15 protein-coding genes are annotated in these 14,708 nt (G+C 30.4%); all 15 read left to right on the top strand.

Annotated elements, in window-relative coordinates; translation table 11 throughout:
* The first annotated feature begins 6 nt into the window (after positions 1-6).
* Positions 7-816, top strand: a complete 810-nt coding sequence (locus tag EI71_RS06355; RefSeq protein WP_119016420.1) for a hypothetical protein — start codon at positions 7-9, stop codon at positions 814-816.
* A complete protein-coding gene (locus tag EI71_RS06360; RefSeq protein WP_119016421.1) occupies positions 807-1,070 on the top strand; it encodes a PqqD family protein in 264 nt (87 codons plus the stop codon). Before EI71_RS06355 ends, EI71_RS06360 begins: the two co-directional genes overlap by 10 nt.
* Positions 1,063-1,476: a S24/S26 family peptidase gene (locus EI71_RS06365; RefSeq protein WP_162849836.1), complete on the top strand. Its 414-nt coding sequence runs from the start codon at positions 1,063-1,065 to the stop codon at positions 1,474-1,476. The genes EI71_RS06360 and EI71_RS06365 overlap by 8 nt, the downstream gene beginning before the upstream one ends.
* Positions 1,473-3,056 carry an ABC transporter ATP-binding protein gene (locus EI71_RS06370; protein ID WP_119016423.1) on the top strand — a complete coding sequence of 528 codons (1,584 nt, stop codon included), beginning with the start codon at positions 1,473-1,475 and terminating at the stop codon, positions 3,054-3,056. The genes EI71_RS06365 and EI71_RS06370 overlap by 4 nt, the downstream gene beginning before the upstream one ends.
* A 1-nt stretch (position 3,057) precedes the next feature.
* Positions 3,058-4,209 (top strand): hypothetical protein, encoded by a 1,152-nt coding sequence (locus EI71_RS06375; RefSeq protein WP_119016424.1) that lies wholly within the window; start codon positions 3,058-3,060, stop codon positions 4,207-4,209.
* Positions 4,190-4,330 carry a hypothetical protein gene (locus tag EI71_RS10180; RefSeq protein ID WP_162849837.1) on the top strand — a complete coding sequence of 47 codons (141 nt, stop codon included), beginning with the start codon at positions 4,190-4,192 and terminating at the stop codon, positions 4,328-4,330. The genes EI71_RS06375 and EI71_RS10180 overlap by 20 nt, the downstream gene beginning before the upstream one ends.
* 182 nt (positions 4,331-4,512) lie before the next feature.
* Positions 4,513-5,553, top strand: a complete 1,041-nt coding sequence (gene pheS, locus EI71_RS06380) for a phenylalanine--tRNA ligase subunit alpha (RefSeq protein WP_119016425.1) — start codon at positions 4,513-4,515, stop codon at positions 5,551-5,553.
* A gap of 1 nt (position 5,554) precedes the next feature.
* Entirely contained in the window at positions 5,555-7,927 is a 2,373-nt protein-coding gene (gene pheT, locus EI71_RS06385) for a phenylalanine--tRNA ligase subunit beta (protein WP_119016426.1), read from the top strand.
* 114 nt (positions 7,928-8,041) lie between these two features.
* Positions 8,042-8,425, top strand: a complete 384-nt coding sequence (locus tag EI71_RS06390; protein WP_119016427.1) for a hypothetical protein — start codon at positions 8,042-8,044, stop codon at positions 8,423-8,425.
* Between the two features lie 11 nt (positions 8,426-8,436).
* Entirely contained in the window at positions 8,437-8,568 is a 132-nt protein-coding gene (locus EI71_RS10485; RefSeq protein WP_281268649.1) for a hypothetical protein, read from the top strand.
* Position 8,569: 1 nt separating this feature from the next.
* Positions 8,570-10,708 (top strand): transglutaminase domain-containing protein, encoded by a 2,139-nt coding sequence (locus EI71_RS06395; RefSeq protein ID WP_162849838.1) that lies wholly within the window; start codon positions 8,570-8,572, stop codon positions 10,706-10,708.
* A gap of 122 nt (positions 10,709-10,830) precedes the next feature.
* Positions 10,831-11,853 (top strand): dual-specificity RNA methyltransferase RlmN, encoded by a 1,023-nt coding sequence (rlmN, locus tag EI71_RS06400; protein ID WP_119016429.1) that lies wholly within the window; start codon positions 10,831-10,833, stop codon positions 11,851-11,853.
* Between the two features lie 10 nt (positions 11,854-11,863).
* Positions 11,864-12,775 (top strand): ribosome small subunit-dependent GTPase A, encoded by a 912-nt coding sequence (rsgA, locus tag EI71_RS06405; protein WP_162849839.1) that lies wholly within the window; start codon positions 11,864-11,866, stop codon positions 12,773-12,775.
* The gene (rpe, locus tag EI71_RS06410) at positions 12,772-13,410 is read left to right on the top strand and encodes a ribulose-phosphate 3-epimerase (protein WP_119016431.1); all 639 of its coding nucleotides are present in this window, start codon (positions 12,772-12,774) and stop codon (positions 13,408-13,410) included. Before rsgA ends, rpe begins: the two co-directional genes overlap by 4 nt.
* A 97-nt stretch (positions 13,411-13,507) precedes the next feature.
* Entirely contained in the window at positions 13,508-14,704 is a 1,197-nt protein-coding gene (locus EI71_RS06415; protein ID WP_211321062.1) for an L-serine ammonia-lyase, iron-sulfur-dependent, subunit alpha, read from the top strand.
* The last annotated feature ends 4 nt before the right edge of the window (positions 14,705-14,708 follow it).

Genomic DNA, 14,708 nt, shown 5'->3' on the forward strand with positions numbered 1-14,708 from the left:
GTTATTATGTTCATTAGAGTTGCAGGTATTGGTATTTTAATTGATTTAATGCATGAGGATGAATTTAAATCCTTAAGTAAATATGAAACACATTTACCTCCACAATATGTAATCCTAACCAATATGGAATATCCTATACGAATACCTAATATTGAGCCTATTCATACAGAATTTTATGATTTATATCAAATGAATACTACAACACTTCAGATTCAAAAGGAAGATGGGGTTATTACAGGCTATATTCTATATAAGGATAATGAAATTACATTAGTTCCATTAATTGATACATTTAATATGGAATATTTATTAAGCCAATACGCAATTGCCTATATTATGGCTAGGAATAATGCGTTAATCTTACATGGTTCAAGCTTTATCTATAAGGATATGGGTATTATAGTATCTGCAAAAAGTGGTACAGGTAAATCTACACATTCAAGATTATGGCAAAAGTATGAGGATGTTAAAATTATTAATGATGATAAGAATATATTAAAAATAGAAGGAGATAAGCTTATGGCCTATGGTTCTCCTTGGAGTGGTAAGCATATGCTAGATAATAACTGTAAGGCCCAAGTATCTAGTATTGTATTCTTATATCAAAATAAAGAAAATGTAATCGAAAGATTAAAGCCTATGGAGGCCTTTAAGAAATTGATGGGGCAGCTAGTGCTTCCTACAAAGGAAAATCAAGATTTATGGAATAAAATTATGGATATGCTACTAGCATTACCTATATATAATCTTGGCTGCAATATGGAAAAGGAAGCATATTTAACATTAAAGAAGGAGTTGGATTTATTATGCCATTAAAAGATAATTTTATTTTTAAAGAAGTACAAGAAGAATATATGATTGTTCCATTATTTAATGGAAACGTCAATATGAGTAAGGTTTTTAATTTAAATGAAACAGGTGCATTTATTATTAAAAAGCTTAAAGAGAAGGATGACATTGAATATGTTGTTGATGAAATGTTTAAAGAATATGATGCAGATAAAGAATTATTAAGAAGCGATATAAAAGCTTTTATTGAGGAATTAAAGAAAAGAGGCTTCTATGAATAGAATGGAGGATATCTATCCTTTTATTCTAGAAGCATTTTCTAAAGATTTAACTTTTACATTTCCAATTCATGGTACAAGTATGCTACCAATGCTTAAAACAGGAGATTTAGTTACAATTAAGAAAGTGGAATCTTTACAAAAGGGAGATATCGTATTATTTAGAAGATTTGATGAATCCTTTGTTTTACATAGAATTATTAGAGTCAATAATGATTCTTATGATATTGTTGGAGATCATCAAGGTATAGTTGAGAAGAATGTCTTATTTGGTCAAATGATTGGTGTTGTTATTTCTTATAATAAAAATGGCAAAGAGCACCATATGAAAAATTTAAGATATAAGATATATAAAGCTCTTGTTCGTATAACTTTATTAAGAAAAATATTTGGAAGGATTTTTAAATGAGGAATAAGAAATATACCATTATACTATCTATTATCACAGTTATAGAAAGTATATTTGTTCTTGCAATTCCATATTTTACAAATGAACTAGTCGATTATTCTTTAGCTAAGGATAAGAATAATGTAATCATTTATTCTATTTTATTAGCTTCAATTTGTATATTATCGATTCTTTTTCATGTTTTAGATAACATATTATATTCTAAATATTCTTTAAAGCTAGAAGAAGAAATAAAGAAGAATTTATATGATTTAATATCTAAAAAAGCATTCCCTGATTTAAATAAATATCATGCAGCTGAAATTGAATTATTATATACAGAGGATACACAAAATATCATTAGAGATAAATTATCTATAATTCCTACATTAATAAGAAATGCTGTAAGAGTGATACTAGCGGTTATCTTATTAGTATATATTGTTCATTTTGATTGGAAATTAATTACTATTGTATTAGTATCTGGTACTTTAGGTATTGGAATGGCTAAGCTTTATTCTCATTATATGAAGCCACGCCATAAGAAGGTATTAGAATCCTCTGGTAAAGCAAATTCCTTTATTGTAGAATCTAAAAATAATTTAAAAATTATTGAAGCCTATATGGCTAAGGATTATGCAAGAGAATATTATGATTCCTTACTTAAAAAAGAAATTCAGGATAAGAGAAATAGAAATTATCTACTTTATGGAGCAAATTCTATTCTTTATGCATTTTCTGCAATCATTTATGTTGGACCTATTATTTATGGAGCATTTGGTATATTAAATGATTGGTTTACATATGGTGCCCTAATCGCATTAGTAATGCTTGTGCGTCAAATAGAATCTCCATTAATATCCTTATCTCCATTAATGAATCAGCATGCCTTAGGTAAAACGAGTGAAGAAAGAATAAATAAGGTTTTAAGCTTATCTGATATGGAAGAGGTAATAAATATTAAATCCTTTGATTCTATTACCTTTGATCATGTATCCTTCTCTTATGATAAGGACCATCCGGTATTAAAGGATTTATCCTTTGAAATAAAAAAGGGAGAAACTGTATTACTTTTTGGTCCATCTGGTATTGGTAAAACAACTATATTTATGTTAATGATGGGCTTTATTACTCCTTTAGAGGGTAAGATTTATTTAACTATAGATGGGAAAAGAGAAGAATTATCTTCTAAGCATATTTCTTTATTTAGCTATGTACCACAGGAAAATATTTTATTTAGTGGTACAATATTAGATAATTTTAAAATCTTAACTGGAAAAGATGAAGAAGAAATAAAGAATGCATTAAAACTAGCTAATGTATATGATGAGATTACATCTATGAAGGATGGCTTGAATACTATTTTAAAGGATAGAGGAGAAGGCTTATCCTTAGGTCAAATCCAAAGATTACTTATTGCTTGTGCAATATTACATGATAGTGAGATATTATTATTAGATGAGTTTTCAAGTGCCTTAGATATTAATAATGAGGAAGAGATTATAAATAATTTAAAGGGTATGAATAAAACAATTATTTATATTACTCATAGGTCTAAGCACATGGAAGAAAGTAAAATTATTCATTTAAAGGAGAGTTAAAATGAAGCATTACTGTCCAAAATGTATGTCTTATAATTTAAAGGAGCTTGGGTTAAATATTATTTGCTCCGATTGTGGTGAGGTTATTCACCATGATGATATAGAGGCTATATTTGATGCCGAAGAGGAAAACCTAGAAAGAGAAAATAGTGTAGAAAAGTATTTATTACTGGATAAGCTTATTTCTATTTTAAAAATGTTTTTCCTAGATCATGGTGTTGATCGTATTAAGCTTAAGGAATATTTTGATGTTCCTAAGGATATTGAAGAGGATTATTTTTATTATTATAGTGAAGAGGAGCTAGCTTCCTTTAAGCCATATAGAATAAAGCCAGTAGATGATTTATTCTTCAATACGCATTCTATACGTGAACTATATATGACAAATGCCTTAAAGAATGATTTAGATAGATATTTTAATAATTTAAAGGTAGAGGGTCCAGATTTATATAAAGCTTTTGAGGTATTCACAAGAGATAAAATGAATTATGGATTAATTGTAACTTTAGGTAATAATAAAATAACTATTCCAAATTTAAGTGATAAGAGTGCATATAAAACATTATGTGAGGAATTATCATTAAATCTATTTAATAATAAAACTGCAACCTTATATAAATCTATTACTGAAATAAAGAATAAAAATATTCCTATTAAGGCAGAGGCAGAGGAATATTTCTTTAAAGGCTTATTTAAAAAGAAGGAAATTAATCGATTAATTGATTGTGATAAGTTCTTAGATAAGCTTGAGGCAATTGTAAATACCCATGTTGAATTTCCAAATATATCTAAGGTTGTAAATAAATATATTGAGGAATATAAGAATCTATTTAATAAGAAGCTAGATGAATTCTGTAATTATTCTGGAAAGTATTATTCCTATAGATATTATTCAGAGGATATATTCCCTAAGGTAGAGGAGCATTTCTATGATTTCGATTTAATTGTAATTATTTCCTTAATCCTAGATGATTTTACTTATGATTTAGATGAAGCAATAAGAATGCTTGAGGATGAGGAATTTGGAGATTGTCCTATGTATAGTGCAGAGGATCTAGAAATTGCAGTAAGGCTTTTAGGTGTAGCACTAAAGAAGGATAATCCACAAATAGAGGATTATATTTATTCTCTTCATGGGAAAGAATATCGTTAATGAATTAAAGCTTTCCCCACTTGAAAAGGGATACTTAATCGAGTATAATAGCAATGATTATAAAAGTGATGATGAAGGACATGGTAGTAGAAGACCTTTAAGAGAGGATTACAAATGGTGAAAGTAATCTAAGGGGATAAGCTATGAGTTCACCTTCGGAATGGTGCTAATCCCACCCGTAAGCCGCGTTAAGGTAATTGAGTGCAAGGAATATTATATTCTTTGAACTAAGGTGGTACCACGGTCATTCGTCCTTAGAGCGTAAGCTTTAAGGACTTTTTTATTTTTGAAAGGAGAAAAACTATGAGTCAGTTAGAAGAATTAGATAAGGTATTAGATGAAGCTGATAGTGAATTATCTACTGTTAATGATTTACAAACATTACAGCAAAAGAAGGCTAACTTCTTAGGTAAGAAGGGACCTATTGCCCTTATTATGGCTACAATGAAGGATTTATCCGTTGAAGCTAAAAAGGAAATGGGTATGAAATCAAATAAGATTAAGCAGGCGCTTGAGGCTAAATTTGAAGAAAAGAAAAAACAAATTGAAGAAGCTATTATTGCGAAAAAGCTTGCAAGTGAAACAATTGATGTTACACTTCCTGGTGTAAAGATTCCTGTTGGTGGAATTCATCCTTTAATGCAGACAGTTATGGATTTAGAGGATTTATTCGTAGGTATGGGATATACTGTTGCGGAAGGCCCTGAAATTGAAACAGATGAATATTGCTTCGAAAAATTAAATTTACCTAAGGGTCATCCAGCAAGAGATATGCAGGATACCTTCTATATTAATCCTGAATTATTATTAAGAAGCCAGACTTCTCCAGTTCAGGTAAGAGAAATGCTAAAGAAAAAGGGCGAGCCTATTAAGATTATTTGTCCTGGTAAGGTATATAGAAGAGATGCAGATGATGCAACTCACTCTCATCAGTTCATGCAGTGTGAGGGTTTAGTTTTAGGTAAGGATATTACTTTAGGAGATTTAAAGGGTGCCTTACTTGAAATGTTTAGACGTATGCTAGGAGAAGATAGAAATATTCGTCTTCGTCCATCCTTCTTCCCATTCACAGAGCCATCTGTTGAGGTTGATGTTTCCTGCGGTCTTTGTGGTGGTAAGGGCTGTCCTACATGCAAGGGTACTGGTTGGATTGAGGTATTAGGTGCCGGCATGGTAAATGATAATGTATTAAGAATGAGTGGATATGATCCTGCTGAAATCCAAGGCTTCGCATTTGGTATTGGTGTTGAACGTATCACTATGATGAAATATAAGATTGATGACATCCGTAATTTCTATTTGAATGATGTCAGATTCTTAAATCAGTTCAAGGAGGTAAAGTAAGATGAAGGTTTCTAAGAACTGGTTAGGTGAATATTTAGATTTATCTAAGTATACTGATGAAGAATTATTCCAGCTAATCAATTTCCATATTAATGAAATTGAATCCTATAAAAAGATGGTAGAGGCTACAAATTTAAGTGTTGGCTTAGTTAAGGAATGTGTTATGCATCCAGATTCTGACCACCTACATGTATGCCAGGTTGAGGTTAAGCCTGGTGAGGTATCCCAAATCGTTTGTGGTGCACCTAATGTAGAAGCTGGTAAGAAGGTAATTGTTGCACTACCTGGTGCTGTATTACCTGGTGATTTTAAGATTAAGCCATCTAAGATTCGTGGTGTTGAATCTAATGGTATGCTATGTAGCTTACAGGAATTAGGTATTGAAGAAAAATATGTAGATGATGAATTCAAGAATGGTATTTATCTATTTAATGATGATGTAGAAGTAGGCTCTAATCCACTAGAGGCATTAGGATTTGATGATACAGTTATTGATTTAGAATTAACATCCAATAGAAGTGATTTATTATCTATTGAGGGTGTCGCATATGATTTAGGTGCTGTATTAAATCAAAAGGTATTCCCTGTTACAGCTGAATTTGAGGTATCCAAAAAGAAGAATCCTCTAACTGTTAAGGTTGAAACAGATAAGTGCTATAAGTATAATGCTAGATATTTAGCTAATGTTAAGATCGCTCCTTCTCCACAGTGGATGAAGGCAAGATTAATTGCATCTGGTATTCGTCCTATTAATAATGTTGTAGATATTACAAACTTTGTATTAATGGAAATGGGCCAGCCACTTCACGCATTTGATGCAGATAAGCTTGGAAATACAATTGTAGTTCGTCAGGCATATGATAATGAAAAGCTTAAGACATTAGATGATCAGGAAAGAGAATTAAATAGTGAGGATATTGTAATTACGGATGGCAAGAATGCAGTATGTGTTGCCGGTGTAATGGGTGGATTATCTACTGAAGTAGATGATAACACAGTAAATATCGTACTTGAGGCTGCATACTTTGATCCACTATCTATTAGAAGAACATCTACTAAGATTGGTCTTAAGAGTGAATCCTCTACAAGATTTGAGCGTAAGATTGATTATGACAGAGTAGAAAGAGCACTTGATTATGCTGCTCAGCTAATGCAAGAGCTTGCTGGAGCTGAAATTTATGATGGTGTTGCAAGAGATGTTAAGGTTGATATAGAGCCTAAATATGTATCTATTACAACAGAAAAGATTAATAAGGTATTAGGTACAAGCTTAGAGGATAGCTACATTAATGATTTATTCAATCGTTTAGCATATGATTTTACTAAGAAGGATAATACATATACAATTAAATTACCTTCAAGAAGAATGGACTTAGAACCATCTGTACAAGATATTATTGAGGATGTTGCAAGAATGTATGGATATAATAATATTCCAACAACTATTGCAGCAACAAGAGACAAGGGAGCATTAACCTATGCTCAAAAGAGAGCTAGATTAATTCGTCAGATTTTATCTTCACTTGGTTTAAATGAAATTGTTTCTTATTCCTTAATTTCAGAAGCAGAGTTAGGTTATTATTTAGAGCATGTAGAAGAACCAATTCGTCTATTAATGCCAATGACTGAGGATAAGGCAGTCATGAGAGAATCTGTATTAAATGGTGTTGTTGATGCAATAGCTTATAACAAAGCAAGAAAGAATGAGAATTTAGCATTCTTTGAAATTGCAAATGTTCATACTGCGACTACAGAAGACCTACATTTAGGTATTGCCCTAAATGGTTTATTTGAATCTCATTTATGGAAGGGACAAAAGCAAGTAGCTGAATTCTATTTACTTAAGGGTATTGTAGATGATTTATTTGAAAAGCTTAACTTCCATGTAACATATGAGCCATATAGTGGAATTGAAGCATTCCACCCAGGTAGATGCGCTAGGTTAATGCATAATGGTAAGCAAATTGGTGTATTAGGTGAATTACATCCTAAGTTTGCAAAAGCACATGATGTCGCAGGTACTGTTGCATTTGAGATGGATTTAGCAGAATTATTAAATGAGAATAATGGATTAAAATATCATCCAATTAATAAATTCCCATCTGTTACAAGAGATTTAGCTATCGTTGTTAAGAAGGATATTTCTGCAGAACAAATCTTAACTTTAGTTAAGCAAACTGCAAGAAAGTATTTAACAAATATTGATATCTTCGACGTATATACAGGTGAAAATGTAGGTAGTGATGAAAAATCTATCGCCTTCACTATGACATTTGAAGACCCAACTAAGACTTTAGCTACAGAAGAGGTAGATAAAGTTATTAGCCAGGTATTAAACCGTCTTGATCGTGAGATTGGTGCAAAGCTAAGATAATATGAAATGGAACCAAAACGGTTCCATTTTTAAATTCTAAGAGTTATATTTTGATATTTTAACTTTTCTTCTTTTTTCCAATATAATATACTAATACTACGAGGAGGTGTTTCTATGAGGAAGATAGTTTTATTATCTATAATGGGATTAGCAATTGCTTCTTTATCTAGTTGTAATAGTAATATCAAGACAACAACGAACACTATTATAGTTGATACCTCAACTATGGATATAGAAACAATTACAACAACTATAAAAGAATTACCATATACAGCAGCTTTCTATAATTATGATTATGAATTAATCATATCTTTTAAAGTAGAAAAGGAAGAGGATGCTATATATAGTGGAGATGTTCCTATAAAGCCTTCTGATGATGAATTTAATTATGAATTTACAGGATTTGTGAAAGATGATTCTTTAGATGGAGATTTTTCTTTTATTGCAACATTTAAAGAAACACCAAAGAATGATTGGAATCAAGTTACTTGGTTTTAAGGAGGAAAACAATGGAAAAGAAAATATATGAAATACCAAATATAAAAGAAGAAATATTAGAGCTTTTTGATGTAATTGCGATGTCTAATAAAGATATTCTTGGTGAAATATTTGATGATGATGGAGAAAGGATTGGTGGATAATATGAAAAAAATAATACCAATTGCCTTAGGAAGTATCGCTTTAGCTAGCGTATTTACTATTCCTTTTTTTAATAATCATAAAAAAGAAGAAATACTTATAGAAAGTACAGAATCTCATGATGAAATATTTGGCAAATCTCTAGGAGCATTAAGCTTTAAAAATGAAAACAAATTAGTAAGCTTAAGTAATGATTATTATGCCCCTAAGATTGGTTATCAAAGTGCATTAAGCTCTGATGGCACAAAGATTTCTATTCGTTATGTTTGTGCAATAGATTCGCAAGATTATGATTCTGCAGTATGGTCTAGAAGCTTATATGATTCAAGTGGAGATTATCTAAATGTACTTGCAAAGAAGGATTATACTGTAACTACTACCTATACAGGTATTACTAATGGTGGAGTCATTACTTACGCAAATGAGCTTGAAGATGAGGATGGGGATCACCCATATACACGTTTTGTTGTATATACCTTATTAGATATACCTTTAGAGGATTATAGTAGTGCTTATTTAGATGCTCATGTTTCTTTAATAAAGGATGGTAATATAGTAAAACAATCCAAGGTTGGTGCATTAAAGGTAGACCAAGAGGATTATTTTTCTTATACTCTTGCATCTGATTCTTTAGTATTTAATGTAGATACAGAAAATAAATCCTATATAGTTACTTCAGATACATCTAGTGGTTCTATTATTGTTCCAGAATATTATTCGGATGGAGATCATAGATATAATGTTTCAAAAATAGAAGATAATGCATTTAGTGATAAAGAAAATTTAACTTTAGTTTTACCTAAATCTATAGATAGTATTGGATTAAATGCAGTGAATTCTAATGCTACTATATGCTATATGGGGACAAAAGAAGAATGGAATAATATTTCTATTACTAATTCAGGTATCAATTTTACACATATTAAATATTTAGATAAGAGCTTATCAAAATGTAATAGCTTCTATTTAGATTCTAATAATGATATTACATTTAGTAATGAGGATCATGAAGAAGATACACCTAAAGTTGAAAATGTAACTGCAACTTGTACAAATAGTGGAACATATGATTCTGTTACTTATTGTAAGAATTGTGGTATTGAGTTAAATAGAACTACACATTCTATGGAAGCTTTAGGTCATAATTATGATGAATATGAAGAGACAAATTCTTTAGGTCATTCTTATATAGTACATGAATGTCTAGAATGTGGAGATATTTATTATAATTCTTTAGTAACAGATTATACAAAAACTTATGAATATAAAACCTTCACAGAGGATGATTATTATAATTCTTATAATGATGATATAAAGGGCATATTAGATAGCTTATATGAAGGATGTATGGAAATGTTTAATTCTACATCAAATTACACTCCAAATTGGAATGGTAATAGTCAAGTATTAGTTGCAGAAGCACATTATTCTAATAATATATCGGATGAAGTAGCTTGGGGAATTGCAAACTATTTTATAGATAATAATCCACAATTCTATTTTGTATCGGATAGTATATTCTATGGCAATGGAGTTTATTTAGTATTGGATTCTACTTATTATACTTATGCAGCAAGAAAAGATATTAATGATAAGCTAAAGGATATGGAAGAGGATTTCACAAGGGGATATTTATCTAGTAATTTATCTACAGATGTATCTAAAGCAAAATATATTCATGATTATATTGCGAATAATTTATATTATCAGTATGAAGAAGATGGAAAAACTCCATCTGATGAAGCATGGGCACATAATATTGTTGGCTTTATCGATCAAAATCCAAATACTGGTGGTGTTTGTGAATGCTATGCTAAGGTATACTTATACTTATCTCGTTTAGTTGGAATCAATACCATTACTGTAGTTGGATATGCAGGAAGTACTACTATAGGTGGACATGCATGGAATTACACACAAATCGATGGTAAATGGTATGGAGTAGATGTGACATGGGATGACCAAGGAACTATTCTTTATGATTTCTTCTTGGTATCTAAAGGAATAATGGAGGATGCAGGAAATAGCTGGCGTCATGCAACGCATATCCCTTCAGAATCTAATATAGCATCTTATCCAGAAGGTAGTACGCTTCAGGTATTATTACCAGAGCTAGAGGATTCTAGTGCATATATAGCTTAAATTAATTAGGGCTTTAGTCAAACTAAAGCTCTTTTTAAAAATTTGAATTATTGTCTAAGTATTTGCATCTTTTAAAAAAATATGCTTAAGTGTATAATATTTACAGAAATTAGGTGAAATATATGCAGAGTATTTATAACTTTACAGAGGATATGTGGAAGGAATATTTAGTGAATATGGGAGAAAAGCCATTTAGAGCATCTCAAATGATGGAATGGTTTTATCGTCATAATATAGATTCTTTTTCACAAATGACAAATATTAGTAAAAAGTTCATAGCCCATTTAGAGGAGAATTTCGTTATTGATTCTTTAAAATGCGTAACAAGACAAATATCTAATGATGGTACTCAAAAATTTTTATTTGAGTTAGCAGATGGTAATTTAATTGAAACTGTATTAATGAATCATAATTATGGATATTCTGTATGTGTAACAAGCGAAGTAGGCTGTAATATGGGATGCGTATTTTGTGCATCTGGTATGAAAAAGAAATTAAGAAACCTAGAAACATCCGAAATGGTATTACAGGTTATCTCGGTTGCAAAATTAGCTGAGGTTAGAGTATCCCATGTCGTTGTTATGGGAATTGGTGAGCCTTTTGATAATTATGATAATGTTATCAATTTCTTAAAGATTATTAATAATGCCAAAGGAATTGAAATAGGTGCTAGACATATTACTGTTTCTACTTGTGGACTAGTTCCTAAGATTAAGGAATATGCAAGCTTTGATTTACAGGTAAATTTAGCTATAAGCTTACATGCACCTACAAATGAAATAAGAAATCAAATTATGCCAATTAATAAAAGATATCCTTTAGAAGAATTAATGGATGCAGTAAAATATTATATTTCTAAAACAGGTAGAAGAGTTACATTTGAATATATTTTATTAAGAGATATAAATGATACTAAGGAATGTGCAGATTTGCTTGCAGATTTAATTGGTAAAGAAAATATATATGTAAATTTGATACCTTATAATGAGGTATTAGAAAAGCCTTATAAGAGATCTAAAGAGGATACAATGAGAGCATTTTATGATCGCTTATATAAAAGAGGAGTCAATGTACAGCTAAGAAAAGAACAGGGTGGAGACATTGATGCTGCTTGTGGACAATTAAGAAGTAAACATATGAAATAGAAGGTGCTTGATGCAAAAGGGTAGAATCTTAAATTTATGCGGTGGAGTATATAAGGTTTTACTTGAGGATGGCTCTATCATATCTGTTAAGGCAAGAGGAAAGCTTAGATATGAAAAGAAATATATGGTAAATGAAAAATCCTTAAGTAAAAAGGAAGTATTAACCACAGTAAAAAACACACCAAAGGTTGGAGATGTTGGTGTTATAGAAAATGGAATGATTGATCATTATTTAGAAAGAAAGAATGAAATGGTTCGTCCAGATATTGCGAATGTAGATCAAATTCTTTTGGTATTCGCCGCAAAAGAACCAGATTTCTCTTTTTATCTTTTGGATTTATTCTTGGTGAATATTTTAAAACAAAATATTACACCAGTAATTGTTATATCTAAAATAGATAAGCTAAATGATAATGAGTTCTTTGAACTTAAATCTAAGCTATCCTATTATGAGAATATGGGATATAAGGTATTATATGTAGATTCTAAGCATAATAAGGGTATTGATGATGTAAGAGAGGTATTAAGAGGTAAGATTACTGTATTATCTGGTCAAACAGGTGCAGGTAAATCTACTTTAATTAATGCGGTTGTACCAGGCTTCTCCCTTAAAACTCAAGAGATTAGTCAAGCCTTAGGTAGAGGTAAGCATACCACAAGGGAAACAAGCCTATACCCATATTTAGGTGGATTTATTGGAGATACTCCAGGATTTTCTAAATTAGATGTATTAGGTATATCTAAGGATGAACTTGCATCCTTATTCATAGATTTTAATGGTTATACTTGTAAATTTAGAGATTGTAATCATACAGAGGGTATAAAAGGGTGTGGAATACATCTTGCTGTAGATAGTAATAAAATATTAAGATCTAGATATGAATCTTATAATAAAATGTATAAGGAGATATTAAAAAAATGAAAGTATCTTTATCAATATTAACTGCAGATTTTGCAAATATGGAATCATCCTTACATGATGCCTTAGAAATTACAGATTATGTTCATATGGATATTATGGATGGTGAATTTGTGCCAAATATTTCTATTGGACCAGCATTTGTAAAAGCTATTAGAAAAATTACAGATAAGCCATTTGATACTCATTTAATGATTATGCATCCACAAAATTATATTAAGCAATTTGTAGATGCGGGTAGCCAATATATTACATTCCATGTAGAAGCGGATTGTGATATCAAAAAAACAATTGATTTAATTAAATCCTATGGAGTTAAAGCAGGTATTTCAATTAAACCTAAAACAAAAGTAGAAGATATATTAGAATATTTACCTTTAGTAGATATGGTATTAGTTATGAGTGTTGAACCAGGCTTTGGTGGACAATCCTTTATGATGGATTCTATTGATAAGGTTAAAGCTTTAAAGGAATTAAAGGAAAAGAATAATTATTCTTATTTAATTAATATTGATGGTGGTATTAAAGATAGTACAGCACCATTAATTTCCCCTTATGTAGATTTAGCTGTATCTGGTTCTTATGTATGTAATGCAGAGAATCCTAAAGAAAGAATAGATATTTTGCATAATCTATAATAGACAATATCCTATTTGTTTGTATATTGAATAAAAAGTACCTTTTTAATAAAATATTATTGTTTTAAAAAATGTCTAATTTTTAGGCATTTTTTATATGATAGGAGGGATTATTATTAAAACAATAAAGGATATATTTAAAATTGGTAATGGTCCATCCTCAAGCCATACAATGGCACCCAAAAGAGCAGCCTTAGAATTCTTAAGAAGATATCCAAATTTAAGCTATGTTAAGGTTTATCTTTATGGCTCTTTAGCATTAACTGGAAAAGGCCACTTAACAGATTACATAATTAAAGAAACATTTAAAGATATAAAATGTGATATTATCTTTGATTCATTAAAAGAGGTTAAGCATCCAAACACTATGGAATTTTATGGCTATGATTCAAAGGCACAAGAATATTATATGGAAGCTATATCTATTGGTGGTGGCGATGTTATTTTTGATGGAAAAAATAAGATTGAAGAAGAAATATATAAAGAAAATAGCTTTAAAGAGATTAGAGATTATTGCGTTAACCATAATATAGATTTAGCAGAATATGTAGATTCTTATGAGAATGTAGATGAATATTTAAATCTAGTATTAAAGGTAATGCTTGAATCTATAGATAGAGGATTAAAAAAGGAAGGATATCTTCCTGGACCATTAAATATTAAAAGAAAAGCAATGGATTTATATCCTAAAGCAAAATCATCAGATATAAAAAGAAAAAAAGCTATTTCCTATGCTTACGCAGTAAGTGAAGAAAATGCATCGGGTGGAGTAATAGTTACAGCACCTACTTGTGGAGCATCTGGTGTATTACCTGCAGTATTAAAGGTTTCTTTAGATACAAAGAAATATAAAAGAAAAGATATTATTAATGGACTAAAGGTAGCTGCATTAATAGGGAATTTAATACGAACAAATGCATCCATTAGTGGAGCTGTTGCAGGATGTCAAGCAGAGGTTGGTAGTGCATGCTGTATGGCTGCAGCCTTCTTAGCTTATATTAACAAAAGTGATATTGATATTATTCAAAGATCTGCAGAAATTGCTTTAGAGCATCACCTAGGTTTAACCTGTGATCCTGTAAAGGGATATGTACAGATTCCTTGTATTGAAAGAAATGCAGTAGCATCCTTAAGAGCAATGGATGCGTATATGCTTGCATCAGAGCTTTTGGCAAAGGATGCTAAAATATCCTTTGACCATATTTGTAAAACTATGCTAGATACTGGAAAAGATCTAGCCATAGGCTATAGGGAGACATCTAAAGGCGGATTAGCCTTAGATTATAAAGATTAATAAG

Origin of the sequence: Anaeroplasma bactoclasticum (assembly GCF_003550015.1) — a bacterium.
GTDB lineage: Bacteria > Bacillota_I > Bacilli_A > Acholeplasmatales > Anaeroplasmataceae > Anaeroplasma > Anaeroplasma bactoclasticum.

Coding starts and splice junctions, on each gene's coding strand:
- EI71_RS06395 (WP_162849838.1), top strand. CDS start 8,570: ATGAAAAAAATAATACCAATTGCCTTAGGAAGTATCGCTTTAGCTAGC.
- EI71_RS10485 (WP_281268649.1), top strand. CDS start 8,437: ATGGAAAAGAAAATATATGAAATACCAAATATAAAAGAAGAAATATTA.
- rsgA (WP_162849839.1), top strand. CDS start 11,864: ATGCAAAAGGGTAGAATCTTAAATTTATGCGGTGGAGTATATAAGGTT.
- EI71_RS06370 (WP_119016423.1), top strand. CDS start 1,473: ATGAGGAATAAGAAATATACCATTATACTATCTATTATCACAGTTATA.
- pheS (WP_119016425.1), top strand. CDS start 4,513: ATGAGTCAGTTAGAAGAATTAGATAAGGTATTAGATGAAGCTGATAGT.
- EI71_RS06355 (WP_119016420.1), top strand. CDS start 7: ATGTTCATTAGAGTTGCAGGTATTGGTATTTTAATTGATTTAATGCAT.
- EI71_RS06365 (WP_162849836.1), top strand. CDS start 1,063: ATGAATAGAATGGAGGATATCTATCCTTTTATTCTAGAAGCATTTTCT.
- EI71_RS06390 (WP_119016427.1), top strand. CDS start 8,042: ATGAGGAAGATAGTTTTATTATCTATAATGGGATTAGCAATTGCTTCT.
- EI71_RS06360 (WP_119016421.1), top strand. CDS start 807: ATGCCATTAAAAGATAATTTTATTTTTAAAGAAGTACAAGAAGAATAT.
- rpe (WP_119016431.1), top strand. CDS start 12,772: ATGAAAGTATCTTTATCAATATTAACTGCAGATTTTGCAAATATGGAA.
- rlmN (WP_119016429.1), top strand. CDS start 10,831: ATGCAGAGTATTTATAACTTTACAGAGGATATGTGGAAGGAATATTTA.
- EI71_RS10180 (WP_162849837.1), top strand. CDS start 4,190: ATGGGAAAGAATATCGTTAATGAATTAAAGCTTTCCCCACTTGAAAAG.
- EI71_RS06375 (WP_119016424.1), top strand. CDS start 3,058: ATGAAGCATTACTGTCCAAAATGTATGTCTTATAATTTAAAGGAGCTT.
- EI71_RS06415 (WP_211321062.1), top strand. CDS start 13,508: ATGATAGGAGGGATTATTATTAAAACAATAAAGGATATATTTAAAATT.
- pheT (WP_119016426.1), top strand. CDS start 5,555: ATGAAGGTTTCTAAGAACTGGTTAGGTGAATATTTAGATTTATCTAAG.